We start from the raw sequence: 20,689 nt of genomic DNA, 5'->3' as shown, positions 1-20,689 counted from the left end.
GTTCGAGCTGAACTTTGAATGCTGCCTCTAGATCGTTCTCGGCAGATCTGGATTGCGGACTGCAATTGGTGCAGCCGTCAGCATTTGGAGCAATATCAGGAGGAAGGAGGCGTAGAGATTGCGGGTCAGCATGACGGCATCGCCATATTGGGCGAATCTCACCTCGGAGCTGCACTGGTCCTGCTGCACACCGTTGGACGCAGGAGCGGTAAGCTACGCAAGGTGGCGTTGCCGTTCTGGCGCGATGCCGACGGACACAGGATCGTGGGCGCCTCGTTCGCGGGAGCGTCGAAGCATCCGGCCTGGTCCGTCACCTCACCGATCGCGGCGCCAATCCGCTCCTGTTGGTGCGCTCGCGTGAGGTGACCTACTGGTCCGCACCGGCAGTGCTCGACAGCGCCGAATACGAGCACATGGCCCACCTTGGCCATGGATCGACCATTCTATTGAGACTACCAAGCCCTGGCGGAACGTCGAATTCCGGTGCGCGGCTTCCGGAAAGCAAAGTCGTGCCGCGTCACAGGCGGTCTCACTCACGATGATTGCTGACAGTAGCTCGAGCTCCGGTCCGGACCGCAGGCGTCGAAGCGGTTCCTCACCGCCTATGCGAACAGTTGGAGGGTGACACCTGATCTGATAATCTCCCTTACAGGATAGAGGTCGGATTCGATACGGCAGGGTCGAATGGAAGGCCAGAGCTATGCGCAAAATGATTCGCGATTTCGCAACAACCCGCATGGCGACAGGGCGTACGCCAAAATGTCTGCGCCGATCGATGTAGGCGCCTCCGGCCTGGGTGTCGACCTGCGGCTTCTTCGATCGTGGTGGCAAGGCAGGGTCAATTATCGCTGGCTGGTAACCACGCTCGCGTTGAACTCGGCCCTGGGGTGGGTGAGAGCCGTTATGGCATGCGGCGGTGCCACGGTGTCCGCCGTGGCGCTCGCTACCGTGCAGTCACCCGAATTGCACGGGACTGTCGAGCGGGTAGTAGCGGGTGGTGTCGCGGTCGCGGCAGCGCTGTGGGGACTCCGGTGGCTATTGCTTCCGTGGCCGCGAGCGACAGAATCGATCGGACTCATTGCGGCTGCTGATGTGGCGATCACCAGTGCCTGGTGTGCGGACGAGGATGCAATCAGCCGCTCGATCGGCATCGTGGTATTGATGACCCTGGGGCTGTACGTCGCGTTCTTCCATAGCCCGAAAGTCCTTGCTGCGCACGGAGTTTGGTCATCGTCGTCAATCGCCGCGTTCGCAGTCCCACTTTTTGCGCACGGCTATATCTACGGGGCGGTCGCACTGATCCTGGTGGCGAACACAGTCGTTCTCGTCGTGCTTCCTGGGCTGCAGTTCTGCTATTGGGTGCTGCGAACCGAAATGCTGTCGGACCCCTTGACCAAGCTGTTGAGTCGCCGTGGGCTCGAATACCACTCGTCCACGTCGTTCCGCGGCGCCGAGAGGGAGTCGATCTGCGCCATGGTCATCGACTTGGATCACTTCAAATCAGTCAATGACACGTTCGGCCACCCTGCTGGCGACAGGGTCCTGGTGACCACCGCCGCCCGACTTCGCGCCGCTGCCTCACCCCGTGCCGTCGTTGCCCGCATCGGAGGGGAGGAGTTTGCCATCCTGGACAGGCTGTCGACGGCTACTGCGGGCACGGTTGCCGAGCGGCTACGCTGCGCAATTGCCGAACCCGCCGAGCCGGTTGCGATCACGGCCAGCATCGGTGTCGTGATCGCCGACGACAGCGGCGCAGAAGAGCGCGAGGCGTATCGGACGGTGGGCGATCTCATCGAACGCGCTGACGTCGCCATGTACCGGGCGAAACGACTGGGCGGCAACACCATCGTGATGGCGAAAGCTTCAACGCAAAAGATAAGCGCAGGGTGAGGTGCCGCCGCGCGGTCCGCGCCAGCCACTCGGCGATTGTGAGGGAAGTTATATTCAAGGTCAACGTTTACGAGTATGCTCAAATTCGCGCACATTCACGCTTAGTTGGGGTGGAAAGGAAGGTCTGTGATCGAAGCAACGGAGATGAACGATGCACTCCTTCCGACCAGCGTTTCAGTAGCCTTCTTCGCAACCCCGTGACCACCGCATCCTCCCAGATTAAAGCGATTCCCACACTCGTCCTGGTTGCCGGAGGCGAGCCGGTGAAACGAATAAACGGCGCAAAGAGTAAGGCTGCACTATTGCGCAAGCTGGACGCCCCCGCGAAGCCACCTGACACGCCAAGGAGGGTTATTGATGCTATTCCGGTTAGGTGCCATCGATCGCAGTTTCGTGATGGCCAAAATTTCGGCGTGTTGCACAACAATCTGCACCGGAGAGGTCGATGTCTCGTTGTTGCAGCGAGCATTCGAAATGCTGTGTAAGAAGTATCCGATGCTCAGCGGACGCGCCGAGTATGACGCCGATGAATGGTATGTGCGCATTCCCGACTCGGGCAGTCGCGTGGCGGCAGTTGAACTCGTCGACAGCCCCATTTCGGCATGGCTGGCTCGAGGCTCCGCGGCTCTCGATCCCACCCGTGCGCTGGCCAAGCTCGAGGTCGTACGCGACGGTGAGGTCACAGCCGTCGCATTACACATCTGTCATGCGTTGGGCGACGGCGCGATGATCTTCGCGGTGTTGCGGGACTTCTGGCAGATTGCCGCAGCACTCGACGGGAAGACGCCGCTGCCGGACCTCACGCCATGCTACCCACGCGGCATCGAGGACCTGTATGCCGAGCGCGGAGTGGTCCTCCCCCGCCTGGATGTGCGGGATCCCGGTCCTGTTTCCGGTCTCCCCACGAGCGTGTCGCCTGAAGGAACGGGTTTTCGGCTCGCTCCTGGGGAGCGGATCACCTTGTCCGACCGCGAGACCGACGCGCTGCTCCGATATGCCCACGCGGAGGAGACGACAGTGCATGCGCTGCTGAGTGCGGCGATCATTCGGGCCGAACGCGCGATGACCCCCGAGCCCGCCAACGTCGGTGCCACCGGGACGCCGCAACTGCCGATGCTCATGTTCCATCCGGTCGACCTGCGCCCGCATTTGCGCCCGCCTGCCCGGCCCACCGATGCCGCCAACGCACTCGGATACGCTCCCACCATCACCGCGTGCGACCCCGAGTCGGACCTGCTCGCCCTCAGCAAAGAGGTGAGACACCAGATCCGCTCCAGTGTGGACAGCGGAGCTGCACTGGCTGTTCTGCTGAATTTCGTCTCGGCACCTGTCGCGTCCGACGAGCCGGTGGAATTCGTTCGAAGTTTCATCACCAACACGGGCGTTGTTCCGGCACTGGACATCCCGAGCGGAGTCGACTTCGTCGATTTCCGCTTGTTCACCACCACCGACCAGAACAGCCCGGTGCCGACCGTGGGCTTCTTCGTGTACACCTTCCAGGGCCGACTGAACATCGAAGTGGAATTTTCCGCGCAATACAATCAGCCCACCCAGATCAACGAACTACGCAGGATCGTGAGCGAAAATCTCGAACTACTGATCGCCGTCCCGCCCAGCCGGAGCTGAACGGGTTGGTTTGGCTATTCGATCCCAGCGGTGATCCGCAATTCGATGATGTAGTCGGCTTCCACTCGATGGCCGAGCATATTGGGTAGGAGTGGATACCACGACTGGCCCGGATCGAGCCCTCATGGGTCGAGGTAGGCGGCGGCTTGGGTGAGGAACAAGTCCGTGTAGGTGCCGTCTCGTGCCATCAGTTCGGCGTGGGTGCCGTGCTCGATGATTCGGCCGTGGTCCATGACGTAGATGTGATCGGCGTCGCGGATACTGGCGAATCGGTGGGTGATCAGCAGCATCGTGCGGCCGCGGTAGAGCCGGCGAATGTGCGCGAACAGATCGGCCTCGGCCTTGGGGTCGAGTGCGGCGGTGGGTTCGTCGAGCACGATGAAGGGGGCGTCTCGAAAATACGCGCGGGCCAAGGCCAGTCGCTGCCATTGGCCCGTCGACAGGTCGACGCCGTCGCTGAATTCGGTGGATAGAACCGTGTCGTAGCCGCGCGGCAGTGCGGCCAGGAAGCCGTGTGCGCCCGCTGTTTTCGCGGCTCGTTCGATGCCGCTGTGGTCGCAGAGATGGTCGGGGCGGCCGAGGCCGATGTTGTCGGCAGCGGTGAGCTTGTAACGGGCGAAGTCCTGGAACAACACGGTGGCCACTGCCCGGAGGCGCGCCGGGTCCGCGAGCAATTCACCGTTCCACCGCAGTGTTCCGGCGTCGGGCCGGTACAGCCCGGTCAGGATCTTGGCCAGCGTAGTTTTGCCGGAGCCGTTGGCGCCCACGAGGGCCACCACCTGCCCGGCCCGCAACTCGACGGTGACGTCATTCAGGGCCGGAGCAGTTGAGGCAGGGTAGCTGAAGTCGACGTGTTCAGCGGCGAGTGTCGTGAACGGCTCGACCTGATCCGGTACAGCGGGACGGGTCGGAGTATCGCCGAGAAAGCGTTGCATCGTCTCGACGAACAGTATCGGGCTGCCGAGCATTCCGCTCAGACCTGCCAGCGCGGTGAGCTGACCGGACAGCAGGTACGCGCCGCCGAGCGCGGCGATCGCGGTGGCCACGGTGATCTGACCGGCCTGTACGAGAACCAGCACTGCCGCGACCACGCCCGCCACGATGAGCGCTCCCACCGCTCGGGCGCGGATCTCCCGCCACAGAAACGCATAGGAGAATCGACGCTCGGCCTCGATCGCGGTGGCGTACTCCATCGCCAGCCGGCTTCGGAGCGTGCCGGACAGGTCGAACGCACGAATCTCTTTGGCAGTGTCTCGACCGGTGAGCAAGTGCAGGAGATAGTCCCGCAGCCGCCGGTTCTCCAGCAGGCTCGTGCGCAATGCGAAGTCGCCCCGCTGCCGCTGCAGCGCCACCCGGATCATCGGCACCGTGGCGACCACCAAAACCGGCAACAACCACCACGTCATGATCACCACTGCACCGATCACGCCGAGCAACCGCAATGCGGTGGTCACCATCATCATCGTCATTGCGACCAGGTGACTGGTGAAATCCCTTGCAGCCCACACCGCTTGTTCCACCCGGTCGTGGAAGGATGTCACCTCGAAGGTGCGCAATTCGACCTCGGCAACCGCCTCTGTGACCCGATCGCAGGCCAGCGCGTTGGTTTTCAATGCGAGCACCTGTTGCTGCATGGTCGAGACCAGTTCGGCGCCAGCGGACACCAAACCGACCACCGCCATCACCAGCAATCCACCAGCCATTGCGGACAGTCGGACGCCGCTGATGTTGCCGGACAGGCCGCCACCGAGCGCAGCACGCAGGGCCAACAACCCCGCACCGAGACCGAAGGACTGCGTCATCCCCAGCACCGCGACGATCGTCAGTCGGCGTCGATCGGCCTGCCAGGCCAGGCCCCAGGCGAACGCGACCACGGCGACCACGGTGCGTGGCCGCAGCCGATGCGCGGCGCCCTGGTGCAGCGCCTTTGTCAGTTTGACCTGCTCGCTGGGCATGGGCCGGACTGCGGTTCCCTGCTAGGGTGCGTATCCGGCGGTGCGGCCTGCCGTCATCAGGTCCGGTGATGACTCCGCGAGCCGATGGCGTGTCTGCAGGAACAGTTCCACCAGCCGGTGGATCTGCAGACCGGCACCGTAGGCTCCGGTGACGGGGCGGCCGGCGGAGTCGACGGGGACGGCGGTCGGCACCAGACCTTGGGTCATGTCTTGATAAGTGGACAGCTGCCGGGCCCATCCCTCCTGTTCATCCTCGAGGCGGGTGGGACTTCCCGCCTCGTGCGAGCCGGGAAGTTCCACCCAGCGCATCAGGTGCTCGTCGATCATTCCGTGCAGCAGGACTCGCAGAGCGGCGCAGTGTGGACATTCGGGCTTGGTGACGACCACGACGCCGACCGCCCGTGCGATCGACTCCGGTTCCCACAGCCTGGCATCCTCGGCCCGTCGCCGAGCGTCGGCTCGTGCGTCGAGGATTCGCATCGTGGTCACGACCGCTGCGGTGAGCGCTACCAGGACCGCGGTGCGCGCCCCGACGGACAGTCCCCAGCCGGTGGCCGCGACCGTGCAGCCCACAGCGATCCCACATCCGAGCACGGTTCCGGCGATGTGGCCGGGGCCGACCACGGACGAGCGGGATCCGAAACATCCACACGTGCGGCCGCGCAGCCGCATCGCGGCAATGGAGAGCAGTCCGTAGGCAACCGCCAACACCACGGCCGTCGGCAGCGCGGCCAGTAGGAGCACCGAGGCGGCGGCCACGGCCTCGATTGCGATGACGGCGCCCGCGGGAATCCGGATGCCCGCGAGCGTGGGGTCCGGCCACACCAGTCTGTGCCGACCGGCGTCGATGGCCTTGGCCGCCGCGGCGGCGAGCAGGACAGCTGCCAGGACCACCAGCAGCAGCGACACGATGATGCTCAGGTTCATTCTCGCTCCGGGGTATGGGGGGCGTCGGTGATACTCGGCTCGAGTCGGATCCAGTTCGCGGCGATGCAGTGCGCCACGAATTGTCGTTCCTCGTCTGTCGCGTCGGTCGGCAGCCTGCCGACCGTCAGGAGATCTGCGGCGGCATCGACGATTTCATGACAGGACGCATCGGAGAGATCCACCAGAACGCACCCGCCGAACGGAAGCCGGTGCAGGCGGACGTGATCGGCCATTCGCCATCGAGCCGACCGATCCGTGGCTGCTGACCAGTGCGCGGCAGGGGGCTGATTCATCATCGTCCTCCCAACCACGAGTCCACGACGGTCAACCGGTGCAAAGTCAGGGCGTGATTGGTCCTGATGAACGAGTTCTCGATCGCATTACGAATCATCGTGCCGTCCACCATCTTCGCGTCGACCAGGTACCCCTTGGTGAGCCGGTCCAGGGCCACGGCACCGGCCGGACTCGCCGCCCAGGCGGCCGCCGTGGTCCGGCACCGTTGCTCGCCACCGACCGCGCGTTCCCGGCTCTCGGGCGAGCCCAGCAACGGACCGTTGCGGATCAGACCGTGCTCTACCGTGGCCCGCAGCGACAAAGGCAGGTCCCATACGGCCGCCAGAATGTCTGGCCGCCACGCAGGGATCGTCACCTGGACTCCGAGTCTTCGTGCGGTTTCCATCGTCCAGGCCAGACCGGGGTCGGCCCACACCGCGAGTAGGTCTCTGCATGCCTGACCGGCGTGGGCCGCCCAGCGAAACCATGCGATATCGCTGGCTTCACGGAGCGCACCGACCTGATCGGCACCTTCGGGTGTCAACCACCCCCACGGCCCCGGCTCGGTGAGCGGTGGCCCGGCCCCATCGCCGACGGCATGGCGGTACGCCGGGTGTCGGCGGCGGCCGGAGAAGGTGGGTTCTCCGGACCACCGGCCGGGTTTCATCATGGCCAACTCGGCGGGCGACGCCGACAGCAATCGGCGCAGGTCATGTCCGGTGATGACGACACCGACGCCTGCGTGCGCTGCGGCCACCACCGACAGTGCGGCGGGTAAATGGCGGCGCCACAGCAGAGGCCACAGCTTCGGTAACTCTGCGGCGAGCTCCTCGACCGGCCAGCGACCTCGTCCAGGCACGACGACCTCACCCGACCATCCGGTCACAGTGATCGGTCCGCCTTCCGCGGCGGGCGGTCGATGCTTCAGCAGCAGAGCCGAACCCGCACCGCCACCGTGGGCCACCATCGCCCCGCCTGGGGCATGCCAGTCGGGCAGTCCACGGATGAGGTCGGCCAAATGTGCCGCCACCGCCGCGGTTTCCGTTAAACGGTCTGTCGATACATGCATCGGTCGGCTCGCCAGGTTATCCACATGGCTCGTATCGGCACGGATCACCACCCCCTCGGAGGAGAACCAGCCGGTGGCCGCGGGCGGTATCCGACCGACATCGCGCACATGGGTTCGCCACGGCGGGCATCGAACACCCAATGCCATGGCCACCAAGAGCGCCACATCGGCTGCGCCGGCGTACCAAGCCCGATCCGGCTCGGCGGGGTCGAACGCAGCCAAATCGTCGGCGACGTCCAGAAGGCCCTCGGTGCGACGCCAATACGCGACGGCGCTCCTGTCCGTCCGGCCGGTCTGCGCGTCGTCGTGGACGGGCCGGCCGGGCGGACCGACAGCGACCGTTATCGAGTTGTCGAGACCAACACTGTCGAATGATGTCATGGACAGGCTGCCATTCGTCTTCCTCCATCCAAAATGTCACAATGCGATCAGCCGATTCTCGTTCCGGCGAGCATTCGATCGCAGCCGTCGCGATCGGCAGTGGGAGGTGATTGATACTGTCGAATCCGAATTGTGATCGACTGGGCGCCCAGGAACTACTGAACGCCCAGTTTTATCGAATATTACTTTCGTGCCGGGCAGCTCGCTCAAACACTCCTACCGAGCGGTCACCCTGGAACCGGGCAGCACGTGCACTCGACGGGGCACGAGGCCGCAACCGGGACGCAGCCGACACGGCCCGGCAGGTCTGTGCATACGCCGTTCTGAATGTTGATCGCCACACAGTGCCCCCGGCATACCTGCTCACGAGGCGGTGGGACGTAACCCAGGACGGTCGCGGTGGCCGTCCTGGCGTGCGCGCCGGTCAGAGCGACCGAACGCCGCAACAATGAAGACATGAGCGCGTCCCCTCTCCGCTCCAGCGGCCGGAGGAGCGCCGGAGCGGATTGATCTTCGCTGACCTCCGGCATTTATACCGTAACCCCGATTGCATCGAGTGGATAGGCCCCTTCGGACGACTCGCGCAACTTCGCAAGAAAATAGAACGAAATCGTCGGAATGTTCTGGGAGTTGCCGATATTGTGCCGTCCGAATAATCTCTCGCCCAATTTCCATAATCGAGAATCGCCGGTTGTGCAACCTGCCCGGCGGTTCGATCGGCACGAACCACGCCGTCCGCCATCACACCATCGGGTGTCGTTACGGCAAGGTCGCCAGCGAGGTGCACAACTCGGCGACCGGTAGCCCGGTCGATACCACCGCACCGTCCACGGTCACCCACATCGGGTGTTGCGCATCCCGGTCCGGCGGCGCGGTCTCCCGGCCGATGACCAGCACGGCGTCTCGACCGTGTGCGCGCAGTGCGGCGGCCAGGAAGATCGGTTCTTCGTCGGGGTGCCGATCGGCGGTGCCCAGGCGCCACAGCGCGCGCAGCACCTGCACGTCCGTGTGCACCGGATGAGTGCAGACTCTCCCGGTGCGGGCACGGGTGAGTCGGGCGAATTCGGTGTGATAGCCGGTCTTTCGGGCCCGGCGGACCGTGCGGCGGCCCTGACGGGCAGCCGAGACGAGGTCCAGGAGGTGCACGGTGACTCCTTCGATCAGCGGGGCGGTGGTCGTGTCCAGCGGTCCAGCCACGTCAGCTCTTCCCGGGCGGCGGTGAGCAGACCTTCGCGAGTGGTGAAGGCGTGGCCTTCGTTGTAGAGCAGCACCATTCGGGCATGCCCGCCTGCGGCGAGCACGGTGTCGTAGAAGGACCACGCCTGCAGGGCATCGGTGACGCCGTTGATGTCCGCACTGCCCTGCAGGATGAGCACCGGGCAGCGGATCGAAGGGGCGTGGTAGGCCAGGGTGAACCCATCGTAGACGTCGCGGACCTGCCATAGATCCCGATGCTCGTCCTGGAAGCCGCGCGGGGTCAGCGTGCGGTTGTAGGCGCCGGCGCGCAGGATCGCGCAGCGGAACCAGTCTGGGGCCGACGCCAGCACCACCGCCGCACAGGCCGCGCCGAAACTGTGCCCGCACAACGCCGATCGCTCCAGGTCCACTCGCCTCTCGCCGACCAGCTCGGTGCGGAGGGCGGCGACGCCGTCGACGAGGCGATCCCCAATATCGGCGAAACGGTTCGTACGGCCCAGTGGCAGGCGAAGATGGAGAGTGGCCACGGCGTGCCCGGCGGCCAGCGCCGACCGCCTCAGCAGGGGCAACCGCATCGTGGACGGTGTCGGCTCCGGCAGCGGCGCATCCTCGGGCAAGGGACACAGATCCACCAGAAGGGATGCTCCGGCCGGGTCGAGCGATTCCGGCGATGGCAGGCACAGGCGATAGCCGACCCACGGTGACAGCCGTCCATCCGCTCGGCAATCCGACCTCGGAACCGCGCGGGGAGCCGGTACCGCGAGCCGATGCACCACTACCCGATCATCGACGACCGAAACGTTGTGCGCGCAGCGCACCAGTGACCACGTCTCCGCGCCGTAGCGCACCACAAGCATCATGCGTTCCCCGACGAAAGCCACCCGGCCGGCGTCTTCGGTCGGTCCGGGCAGGTATTGCACCGCCGTGGACTGCTCACTGTGGTCTACCGCGAGCAGCCGTTCGCCATTCGACCCGACGCCTGTGACTGCCACCATCATCCGGCCTGGTAGCGATTCCACTGACGGTACGACGCGCAGTCGGCAGCTATTGGGAATCAAGGCTGACGGTAGCTCGAGCGTCCTGGGGGGCGATGCGGGGACGGCGAGTACCAGACGTCCGTGGCAGCCCGTCGCGGTCTCACTCCCTGTGGTAGCTGCGAACACCCCGGCGTGTGTCGGCAGCCAGGAGGAGACCGGCCCCGGCAGGGTGATCCGTTCGGCCACTTCTAATCCGGTGACGGCCGACAGGAAGCCGAAGGCTATGTCGGTTCCGATTCGTTCGGCCGCGAGCACGGTCTCACCCGCGCCCGGTGGCCAGCACATGGCCCCCACCGGCCGACGGCCCAGTTCACGCCGACGGGTCACACCGCCGACCTCGATACCGCCGCGCCCGTCCTGCCGACCGCCGGTTGCGAAGGAATAGACTTCGTAGCCAACCGTTTTCCCCGCCAACAACTCCCGCACGTCGTCGGGGCCATTGGCGACGCCGGCCAACAACCTCGTTCCCGCCGGGTTCGGTTGGCAGTCGGCCACGACACAACCTGCACGCAGCACCTGTGTCTCGCTGCCGGTCTTCCGATCCATCGCCACGAGGTCGACGCGCGCCGCCGCGGCGATGGCCATCAGGTCATGGTGGTATTCGAGTTCGCTTCCGTCGTGTGTTCGGTCTGTGGGTCGTCCCGGTTCGGCGACGATGTCGTCTCGAGGATCGATGGCTGTTCGATCGATCGCGTCCCGGGCGACCACCAGATCGCCATCACCGGTCCACCACAACGGAATCCGGGTCTGCCCGTCCCATGCCCGGCCGATCCCGTCAGCAACCGCCCTGAGCAGCGAAAAGCCGACGCGCGGCCCGACCATCCACCGTTCGCCGGATGCTGCGTCCAGCACCCATACCCGGTAGCCCTCGTCAGCGGCGGGCGTCAGACCGGCCAGCCATCTGCCGTCCGCACTCCACACCGGTTCCCCCGCGACCGAGTCGAACTGCTCGATCGACCGTGTGCCATCGATGGTGTCGCACACGACGAGCCGACCCGTGCGAGGGACCGACGCAGGCACCGCCCGGCGAGTGACGTCATAGCTGATCGGTCCGTAGTAGAGCACGAGGATGGGTGCTTTCGGCCGGACCGAGGCTACCGGCCGCTCGGTGATCGCCACCCGGCGCCCGTCCGGGCTGATCGAGTAGTCGACTCCGACCGGCGCGTCCAGATCGGCGGCCAGTTCCCGGAGCACCGCGCCGATCTCCATAGTCGACTCAGTCTACCCGCCCTCGATCCGGCCGGATACCCCTGTGCCACAACATCGTTCGCTCATGGCTGATCTCGACGGATCTTCCGGGATGTCGGTGGGTACGCGCCGCGACGCCCGCAGCGAATAGCTGTCGCCGGAGTTCCTCACCACCCGCGTCGACGAGTTGGAACACCATGCCGGAACTTCCAGCGAGGCGGCGGCGATCTCCGGTACAGCGACCGAGTCAGGGGCAGGCAGAATATTCCACACGGCCCCGTCGGGAGCCAGGACAACCGGCAAGGTCGAACTGGTCGTCAGGTCGAACTCGCGACCAGGACGACGGTGTCCCCCGCTATCGGTGTCACCGAATCCATCACTAGCCCGGCGCGATTCAGCAGGGTCGTGAATTCCTCGCGGGTGCGTTCGCGGCCCTGGACGACCGTGAGCATGTACAGGGTCATGAGGGCGGTGATCTGCGCTTCCTCACCGCCACTGGCGGTACGTGCCGCCATTCGGTCGACGATCATCACCCGGCCGCCCGGGATCATCGCCGCACGGCACCGGCGCAGGATCGCCACGCACCGATCATCCGACCAGTCGTGCATGATGTGCCGCAGGAGATACAAATCGGCATCCGGCGGCACTCCCGCGTCGAAATCTCCGGCGACACAGCGAATTCTGGCCGCAGACGGACGGCCTGCCAGCCGCTTGCGCGCCGCGGCTACGACCGACGGAAGATCGAACAGCACCGCGCGCGGACCGGCATACGCATCGAGGATCGCCTCTACCAGCGCGCCGTCACCGCCACCCACATCAACGATTGTGTGATAGGCATCAAAATCCATGGCGCGCAGTAGGTTTCCCAGCTCCAGATGCATCCCCGCCACTTGGGAGGCATCGAAGATCTCCCGAAACCGCCGGTGCGCACTGGCATACGAGAAGAAGTCGGTGCCGTGGACGTGATCGAAGGCGGGCTGGCCGGTGCGCACGGTGGTCGCCAGCTCGTTCCATGCCGCGCCGATCTCACCGGCGGCCAGCAGGGCGGTGGGCAGTGCGCTGCCGGGGCTGCCGGGCAACAGGGTCGCACCGAGCGAGGTGAGTGCGAACCGACCGGGGGCGGGTTCGCTGAATACCTCGAAGGCGGTGAGGCTGCGCAACACGGTGCCGAGCACCGACGCGTCGGAGCCGGTGCGGGCGGCCAACTCCGCGACCGTCGCCTCCCCCGCCGCCAGCAGGGTGGGAATTCCGAGTTCGGCGACCGCACACAGCGCTCGCGACAGCAGCGGGCCGTACAGCATGCGCCGCATCCGAATCGGGTCGCTCGCCCGCCGATCGGACGCGGGGTCGTAGCTCAGCTCGATCGTCATCGGTCGTCTCCCTGTCCGTATCGGCCGACCGCCCGCTCGTACAGCGCCAGCATCAGCTCGTCGCGGACCTTTCCGGACCGGAAATGCGATGCGAACCGCTTGTGGTATTTGTCGAACCAATGCCTGCTGTCGGTGAGGAACAGAATGTCGTGCGGCGCCATCAGCCGGACCGCGACCAGCGGCAGCGGCGAGCGGGAGATCGGGAAGATCGGGTTCCGCACGGCCGGTTCGTCGCAGACCGGATGGAACTGACCGACCATCAGCCCGTTGTCGACGGCGTACTCCTTCAACTGCGGGTATATCTCGTCGAGCACGCGATATCGATCCGGGACGAGATCGGGCAGCACAATGAGCGCACTTTCCAGGGACACACCGGATTTGGTGGCCTCGGCCGATCTCCTGCGGAACCGGTTCAGCTCGCGCCGCAGCAGCTCCGCGAGCGCCCGCGGGTCCGTCCCGTCGATGCCGTGGTGGTAGACGAACGACAGATTGCGGCTGTTGAGTGCGGGACGCACGAAGGGGCAGACCGGTCCACTGCGCCCGAGGTGCTCGGATGGTTCGCAAATATACCGATCGAGCCAGTCGGACACGATGCCGTGGGCCCGCACCAGACCCTCCGCTTCGACTGTGCCGCAGCCTGATTCGACGAGTTCCGCATATCGGTGACCCGCCGGCGCAGACGGAAGCCCTCGCCCGGTGAGGACGGAGTTGAGCCTCGGGCCGATCTCGGCCAGCGCCGCGGCCGAGGTCATCTCCGCATGCGTGTGCGCTACGAGGTGCTCACTGATGCGTCCGGCGACATATGGGTGCCAGCGCCGCACACCGGGCACCTCGGGACTCTCGCCGCGTCCGGCCGTGAAGTACACCAGGTCGGTGTCGGCCGCGACCGGTCTGTGCTTGGCCAGCACGGCCGCGGTGTTCTGGCACACCCGCACGATCGCCGCGATGGCCGTCTCGTCGACGGCGGCGGCCACCGTGATCGACGCCGAGGTGCGCAGCAGCTCCGCGACCCGGGCGATGGTCGGTTCCGCGTCCAGCAGCTCCGAGTCCTCGACGCCGGCCTGCTCGAGCAGCAGTCGAAGCACATTCGCCTCGGTCACCTCGGCGACGCCGATCTCGTCGGCGGGATGAGTGTCGAGCATCGCCACCACATCGACCTCGGCACCCGATTCGGTGAGCATCGCGGCCACGTGCTGGGCGATGACGCCACCGGTGGACCACCCCAGCAGGCGGTACGGCCCTTCGGGCTGGACGGATTTCATCTGCTCGATGTAGTCGGCGGCCATCTCCGACAGGCTCGCTGGCAGCGGGCTCGCCCCATCCAGACCACGAGCCTGCAGCAGATACAGCGGGACCTCCGGGTCGATCTCCCGCGCCAGGCCGACGTAGCACCAGGCGATTCCGGCGAACGGGTGGATGCAGAACAGCGGCGCACGCGTCCCTCTCGGGCGTAGGGGCAGCAGCGGTCGCAGCATGCGCGCGGAGCCGGGACTGCCGGTGTGGCGCCGCATGATGGCGGCCGGAGTAGGGCGATCGAACAGATCGCGGATGGTGAGTTCCGGATCCACCACCTCACGTAGGCGATTCACCAGGCCCGCGGCGAGCAGCGAATGCCCGCCGTATTCGAAGAAGTTGTCGTCCATTCCCATCTCGGGCACGCCGAGCACGTCAGCGAAGATGCTGCATACCACCTGCTCGGCCGGGGTCTGCGGTCTGCGCGACACTGACTCGGCCGTCTCGGCCGGTGACGGCAGCTGGTCGGCCGCCACCTTCCCGTTGGGAGTCAGGGGCCAGCGGTCGATCTCGACGATCGCGGACGGGATCATGAAGGCGGGCAGGGTGCGGGCGAGCCGACCACGGATTTCGACGCTCGACGCCGGAGCGGACCGTGCGCTGACATAGGCGACGATGCGCTTGTCCCCCGGCCGGTCTTCGCGGACGAGAACGTGTGCACGGTCGACGGTTTCATCGCGCAGCAGTGCTCGCTCGATCTCGGCGAGTTCGATGCGGAAACCGCGGACCTTGACCTGATTGTCGGTGCGCCCGCCATAATCGATCGTCCCGGTGGGTGTCCAGCGGCCCAGGTCACCGGTGCGATACAGCCGTGCACCGGGCGCGCCGAAGGGGTCGGCCACGAAACGTTCGGCGGTGAAGCCGCTGCGCCGCAGATATCCCAGCGCGACACCGGTTCCGCCGATGTAGATTTCACCGGTCACGCCCATCGGCACCGGACGCAGCCAGCGGTCGAGGATGTAGATCCGCTTGCCGGTGATGGGCGCGCCGATCGGGACGCCGCGTTCGAGATCGTGCGCGCCGACGGGCTGGAATGTCGCGAATACGCTTGTCTCGCTGGGCCCATAGCCGTTCACCAGGCGGTGGCGTGCGCGCCACGCCTCGGCAGCGGCCGCAGGCAGCGGCTCGCCTCCGGCGGTGATGGTGAGGCCGTCCGGCACCTCGTCGGGCCGCATCGTCTGTAGCACGGCAGGCGGACAGAACAGGTGCGTGATCTGCTGTGCGGCAAGGAATTCGGCGAGTTCGCCGCCGAGCAGCCGACCGGGCGGAGCGAGTACGAGATGTCCGCCACAGGCCAGCGCTTGCACGAGGTCACCGACCGCTCCGTCGAAGCTCGGCGAAACCGCTTGCAGCACTCGGCTGTCCGATCCGACGCTGAGCACGTCGGCGCATGCCTGCGCCAGACCCGGCAGGCCGCGGTGGCTGGTGAGAATGCCTTTCGGTTCCCCGGTGGAGCCGGAGGTGAACACGACGTAGGCGGGATGGTCCACAGTTATCGGCGGCACGGCCGGTGGGTGATCCGGCATGGCGTCGAGCGCCGCAACGGTCGCCCGGTCGTCGATAGCCAGGTGGCGCGGGCCGGGTACCCGCTCGAGCAGCGCGCAGGTGGTGAGGACCAGCGTCGGCTCGGACACCACAATCATGCGCACCAGGCGTTCGGCCGGGTAGTCGGGATCCAGGACCGCGAAGGCGGCCCCGGCCTTCAGCACCGCCACCAAGGCAACCACCCAGTCGACCGACCGCGGCACCGCGACCCCGACCACCTCGCCCGGGCGGACGTGCCGCGCCAGGTGGTTGGCCAGCCGGTTGGCCCGCCGGTCGAGTTCGGCGTAGGTGAGCAGCGCACTCGCATCCGATACCGCCGGTCGGTCCGGATGTGCACGAACCTGTTGTGCCACAAGGTCGACCAGGGTCCGCGGGCCCGGACGCGGGTCTGTGGCGTTCCACCGCTCGAGCATCGTCGATCGCTGGGCCGCGTCGTCCACGGGCAGATCCCGCAACCGTGCGTCCGGATCGCGCACGACGGCCGCGAGCATCCGCACCAGTGCCGCGCCGAGCGCGTCGGCGGTGGAGCGGTCGAACAGATCGGTGTTGTAGTTCAGCACCAGTCGCAGTCGCGGGCGACCGTCGGCGTCGCGCTGTTCGGCAAACGCGAAGCTGAGATCGAAACGGGCCGTCGGCGGTCGGACCGGTTCGACTGTGACCCGCAAGCCGGTGTCATCGACGATCCGGGCAGCGACATCGTGCCCGGTCGCGGCGTCGAGGCTCAGCATCACCTGGAACAGCGGATGCCGGTTGGTCGCCCGCACCGGATCGAGCGCGTCGACCAGATTCTCGAACGGCAGATCCTGGTGTGCGTAGGCCGCCAGGTCCGCATCGCGAATACCGGAGATCGCCTCGGCCACAGTCCGATCGCCGGGCACGGCGGCGCGCAGCACGACCGTGTTCACGAAGAATCCGACCAGCCCCTCCAGGGCCTCGTCGGTGCGCCCGGCCACCGGTGTACCGACCACGATGTCGTCACCGGCCCCGAATTTCGACAGCACGACCGCGACGGCGAGGTGCAGCAGCATGAAGACGCTGGCCTGATGACGGGAAGCGGTCGCGCGCAACGCATCCGGGAGATCGTCGGCGAACTCGACATCGAGGCTGGCGCCGCGATGGGATGGCGCGATCGGGCGCGGGCGATCGGCCGGCAGGATCGTCTCGTCCGGCGCCCCGTCCAGGAACCGCCGCCAGAACCGCAGGTGCGCACCGAATGTCGAGGAGGGATCGTCGGGCGCGCCGAGCACGTTGCGCTGCCAGAGCGCATAGTCGGTGTAGCGCACCTCGAGGTCGGGCAGTACCGGGGCCGTCCCGGAGCGGCGGGCGGTGTAGCTGCGGGCCAGATCGTTCATCAGCGGACCCAACGACCATCCGTCGCAGGCGATGTGGTGCACGACCAGCAACAGCAGCCGAGCGCCGTCGACATCGAACAGTCGGGCACGCAGCGGCGCTTCGCGCTCGAGATCGAACGGTGTGGCCACGACGCGATGCAGGTCGTCGGTGAGCGATTCGGGTGAGCTGGTGAGCACCGGGATGTCGGTGGCCGCGGTCACCCGCGCATGGGTCGCGTCGAGCACCCGCTGCCAGGTCAGCGTGTCGTCCTGGCCGTAGACGGTGCGCAGTGTCTCGTGGCGGGCCACCACGTCGCGCAGGGCTGCGGCGAGTGCGGCGAGGTCGAGATCGCCGTCCAGCCTCAGCAGCAGCGGGATGTTGTAGGCGCTGCCTGCCCCGTCGACGCGGCTGATCAGCCACAGTCGTTGCTGCGCAGAGGACATCGGGACCACCGCCGGTCGGTCCGGATGGCGCCGCACACGTCGGTGCGCGCGTCCGCTCGCGGCGACGGCGGCGGCGATGCGGGCCGGGGTGCGCCCGCCGAAGACCTCCCGCACGGGCAGTTCAACACCGAAGACTCGGCGCACCCGGCTCACCAGCCGAGCCGCCAGCAGCGAATGCCCGCCCAGATCGAAGAAGTCGTCATCGATACGGACGTGGTCGAGACCGAGCAGCTCGGCGACAATGCCGCAGAGGATCTCCTCGGTATGGTTGCGGGCCGCGCGCCCCTGCCCGAGCACTCGACGATCCGGCACCGGCAGGGCCGCCCGGTCGATCTTGCCGTTGGCGGTCAACGGGAAGCGGTCGAGCACCGTGACGGCGGCCGGTGTCATATAGCTGGGCAGGCGGGCTGCGACCAGATCGCGCAGCGCGGCGGGGTCGGGGGCGGCACCGGCGGCGGCCACCACATAGGCCAGCAGGCGCTGATCCCCGCCGTCACGATCGGCCGCCACCATGAGGGCGCGTTCGACGTCGGGGCGCGTGACGAGCACGGCCTCGATCTCGCGCGGATCGACGCGGAAGCCACGGATCTTGATCTGGCCGTCGGCGCGGGCCACGAACTCCAGCTGGCCGTCGGGCCGCCAGCGCGCAAGATCGCCCGTGCGGTACAGCCTTTCGCCGGGATCGCCGTACGGGTCGGCCACGAAGCGCGCGGCCGTCCGGCCGGGCTGGCGGTGATAGCCGCGGGCAATTCCCGGCCCGCCCGCGTACACCTCGCCGATCTCGCCACGAGCGACCGGTTGCAGCCACCGGTCGAGGAGATAGACGCGCACGTCGTCGAGCGGCCGACCGATCGGCGGTGTCTGCGCATCCGCACACAGTGGGGCGCTCTGCGTCACCGATACCGTCATCTCGGTGGGGCCGTAGCCGTTGACGAGAGTCAGCCGAGAAGCCAACTCATCCACCAGTTCCCGGGGGCAGGCGTCACCGACCAGAGCGAGCGTGCGCAACGGCCACCGCTGCTCCTCGGCCTCGGCGACCACGGCCGGCGGCAGTACGGCATGGGTGATCCCCTGTCGCGCGATCCACTGCCGCAACTCCTCGCCTGCGCCCAGATCCGCGGGCGCGATGACCAGGGTGGCCCCGGTGGCCAGGGTCGGCACGATCTCACCGATGATGCCGTCGAAGCTGGGTGAGGCGAATTGCAGGACCCGGCTGCCCGGGTCGAGAAACAACCGGTCGCGGGTAGCGGCGGCGAAGGTGGCGGCCCCTCGGTGAGTGACGACGACGCCCTTGGGGGTGCCGGTCGAGCCCGATGTGTAGATCAGGTAGGCAGCACGGTCGGGATGCACACCCGGGTCGGCGAAAGCCGTTGGCGTACGCCCTATCTCGTCATCGTCGATGAGCACGGTCGGGAGCCGGACGGGAACCGACGCGGCGGTCCGCGCGCAGGCCAGCGCGAGCGCGGGCGCGGCATCGCGGAGCATGAACTCGATCCGCTCGGCCGGGTACTGCCAATCGATCGGCAGGAAGGCGCCACCGGCCTTATGCACGGCCAGCATGGCGATCGGCACCTCGAGACAGCGCGGCAGCATGAGGGCGACCAGCGTCTCCGACCCCACCCCACGCGCGGCGAGGACACCGGCCAGTGCGGTCGCTCGCGAATCGAGTTCCGCGTAGGTCAGTTCGGTTCGATGACCGTGCAGGTCGTCACCGACCAGCGCGACGGCATGGGGGGTGCGCCGCGCCCGGTCCTCGAACAGCCGGTGAAATGCACTGGGCGGATAGGCTTTTCGGGCGTCGTTGAGGGTGTAGAGTACCTCGCGGCGTTGCCGGTCCGGCAGGCTGGGCAGCGAACCGACGGGCACCCCCGGATCGGTCACGAATCCCTGCAGGATGCGCTCCAGACGATCCAGGAGCAGCGCCGCCTCGGACTCGGTGACGACGGCCGGATCGTGACTGACCCGAAGGCGCAAACGCTCGCCGGGAACTGCGATCAGGCCGAGTGGATAGTGCGATTCATCGTATCCCGCACTGCCTTCGGCGGAGATGCGCAGACCGCCGATCTCGGTGGCGGGTGCGCCCATATCGGAGGGCAGGTTCTCGAACACCATGCCGGTGTCGAACAGCGCGTCGAATCCGGTGGCCCGCTGAATATCGGTCAGGCTCACGTGCTGGCTGTTCTGTAGGCGGGTCTGCTCGGTGTGGAGCCGGGTCAGCAGAGCGGTGACCGGTTCGCCGGGATCGAGGCGGATCCGGGCGGGGACGGTGTTGATGAACAGACCGATCATCGTGTCCACACCCGGTAGGTCGGCCGGACGACCCATGACGGTTGTCCCGGTGACCACGTCGCTGCGATCGAGCCGATGGGCCAGGGCGATTCCCCACGCCGCCTGCACTACGGTGTTGAGGGTGACCGCGCACGTGGACGCCAGCCGCGCCAGCGCGGCCGACAGCACCGGGGTGAGCACGCGGTCCATCGAGACCGGAGTCGCCGGTGCGGGGCGGGTGTGCGGGTCCACCAGCAGCGTGGGCTCCTCGAACCCGTCCAGGGCGGTGCGCCAGGCGTCCAGGGCCGCATCCGGATCCTGCCGGTTCAACCAGGCCAGGTAGTCGCGGTACCGGGGCGGCGTCCCGAGCGACGCGTCATCGCCGTCGGCGGCGTAGAGGGCGAGCAGTTCTCGGGTGAGCAGGGGAACCGACCAGCCGTCGAGGATCGCGTGATGGTTGGTCATCACCAGCCGATGCCGGTCGGGGGCGCAGCAAATCAGGGTGAACCGCAGCAGCGGTGGGCGCCCGAGATCGAATCCGCGCATGCGCTCCTCGCGCAGGGCCCGGTCGATCTCGGAATCCGAGTGGCCGGTCATGTCCCGAACCGTCCACGCGCCGTGTACTTCTCGGTGTACGACCTGAACGGTCCGGCCGTTGTTTCCGGTGTGGAAGCCGACGCGCAGATTCGGATGGCGGCGCAGCAACGCGGCGGCGCTGCGGGCCAGCACGTCGACGCGCAACGGTCCGTCGATGACGAAGGACTGCTGCATCACATACATGCCGGGCCGGTCACGATCGTGACCGGCGTGGTAGACGAAACCTTCCTGCAGCGGTGACAGCGGCAGCACGTCCTCGACGGCGCCGTGGCCGAAGGACGTCTTGGCGGCGGTCATG

Annotated in this window: 11 protein-coding genes; 3 read left to right on the top strand and 8 right to left on the bottom strand. The window is 67.0% G+C overall.

What is annotated here, in order from left to right:
* Positions 1 to 18 precede the first annotated feature (18 nt).
* The 3 genes from IU452_RS39575 (at position 19) to IU452_RS21465 (ending at position 3,516) form a co-directional block, all read left to right on the top strand.
* Positions 19 to 366, top strand: coding sequence for a nitroreductase/quinone reductase family protein (locus IU452_RS39575; protein WP_416382347.1), 348 nt, complete (start codon positions 19 to 21; stop codon positions 364 to 366).
* A gap of 318 nt (positions 367 to 684) precedes the next feature.
* Positions 685 to 1,890 carry a sensor domain-containing diguanylate cyclase gene (locus tag IU452_RS21470; RefSeq protein ID WP_195110916.1) on the top strand — a complete coding sequence of 402 codons (1,206 nt, stop codon included), beginning with the start codon at positions 685 to 687 and terminating at the stop codon, positions 1,888 to 1,890.
* Positions 1,891 to 2,385: 495 nt separating this feature from the next.
* The gene (locus tag IU452_RS21465) at positions 2,386 to 3,516 is read left to right on the top strand and encodes a phthiocerol/phthiodiolone dimycocerosyl transferase family protein (RefSeq protein WP_195110915.1); all 1,131 of its coding nucleotides are present in this window, start codon (positions 2,386 to 2,388) and stop codon (positions 3,514 to 3,516) included.
* A 122-nt stretch (positions 3,517 to 3,638) separates the two neighbouring features.
* Here IU452_RS21465 and IU452_RS21460 read toward each other — a convergent pair whose 3' ends face one another.
* The 8 genes from IU452_RS21460 to IU452_RS21425 all read right to left on the bottom strand — a co-directional run bounded on the left by IU452_RS21460 (position 3,639) and on the right by IU452_RS21425 (position 20,688).
* A complete protein-coding gene (locus tag IU452_RS21460; RefSeq protein WP_195110914.1) occupies positions 3,639 to 5,471 on the bottom strand; it encodes an ABC transporter ATP-binding protein in 1,833 nt (610 codons plus the stop codon).
* Between the two features lie 21 nt (positions 5,472 to 5,492).
* Positions 5,493 to 6,398 (bottom strand): hypothetical protein, encoded by a 906-nt coding sequence (locus IU452_RS21455; RefSeq protein ID WP_195110913.1) that lies wholly within the window; start codon positions 6,396 to 6,398, stop codon positions 5,493 to 5,495.
* A complete protein-coding gene (adfB, locus tag IU452_RS39570; protein ID WP_416382355.1) occupies positions 6,395 to 6,631 on the bottom strand; it encodes an actinodefensin-associated protein B in 237 nt (78 codons plus the stop codon). Before adfB ends, IU452_RS21455 begins: the two co-directional genes overlap by 4 nt.
* Before the next feature lie 59 nt (positions 6,632 to 6,690).
* Entirely contained in the window at positions 6,691 to 8,121 is a 1,431-nt protein-coding gene (locus tag IU452_RS21445) for a hypothetical protein (protein ID WP_195110911.1), read from the bottom strand.
* Between the two features lie 759 nt (positions 8,122 to 8,880).
* The gene (locus tag IU452_RS21440) at positions 8,881 to 9,318 is read right to left on the bottom strand and encodes a hypothetical protein (RefSeq protein ID WP_195110910.1); all 438 of its coding nucleotides are present in this window, start codon (positions 9,316 to 9,318) and stop codon (positions 8,881 to 8,883) included.
* A complete protein-coding gene (locus IU452_RS21435) occupies positions 9,282 to 11,564 on the bottom strand; it encodes an alpha/beta hydrolase family protein (protein ID WP_195110909.1) in 2,283 nt (760 codons plus the stop codon). The genes IU452_RS21440 and IU452_RS21435 overlap by 37 nt, the downstream gene beginning before the upstream one ends.
* Before the next feature lie 296 nt (positions 11,565 to 11,860).
* Entirely contained in the window at positions 11,861 to 12,913 is a 1,053-nt protein-coding gene (locus IU452_RS21430) for a methyltransferase (RefSeq protein WP_195110908.1), read from the bottom strand.
* On the bottom strand, positions 12,910 to 20,688 hold the full coding sequence (locus tag IU452_RS21425) for an amino acid adenylation domain-containing protein (RefSeq protein WP_195110907.1): 7,779 nt from the start codon (positions 20,686 to 20,688) through the stop codon (positions 12,910 to 12,912). The genes IU452_RS21430 and IU452_RS21425 overlap by 4 nt, the downstream gene beginning before the upstream one ends.
* Position 20,689: the final 1 nt, after the last annotated feature.

This window comes from Nocardia transvalensis (assembly GCF_015477765.1).
Classification (GTDB): domain Bacteria; phylum Actinomycetota; class Actinomycetes; order Mycobacteriales; family Mycobacteriaceae; genus Nocardia; species Nocardia transvalensis_A.
The sequence above is the reverse complement of the archived record's forward strand: the minus strand, read 5'-3'. Positions and strand labels throughout refer to the sequence as shown.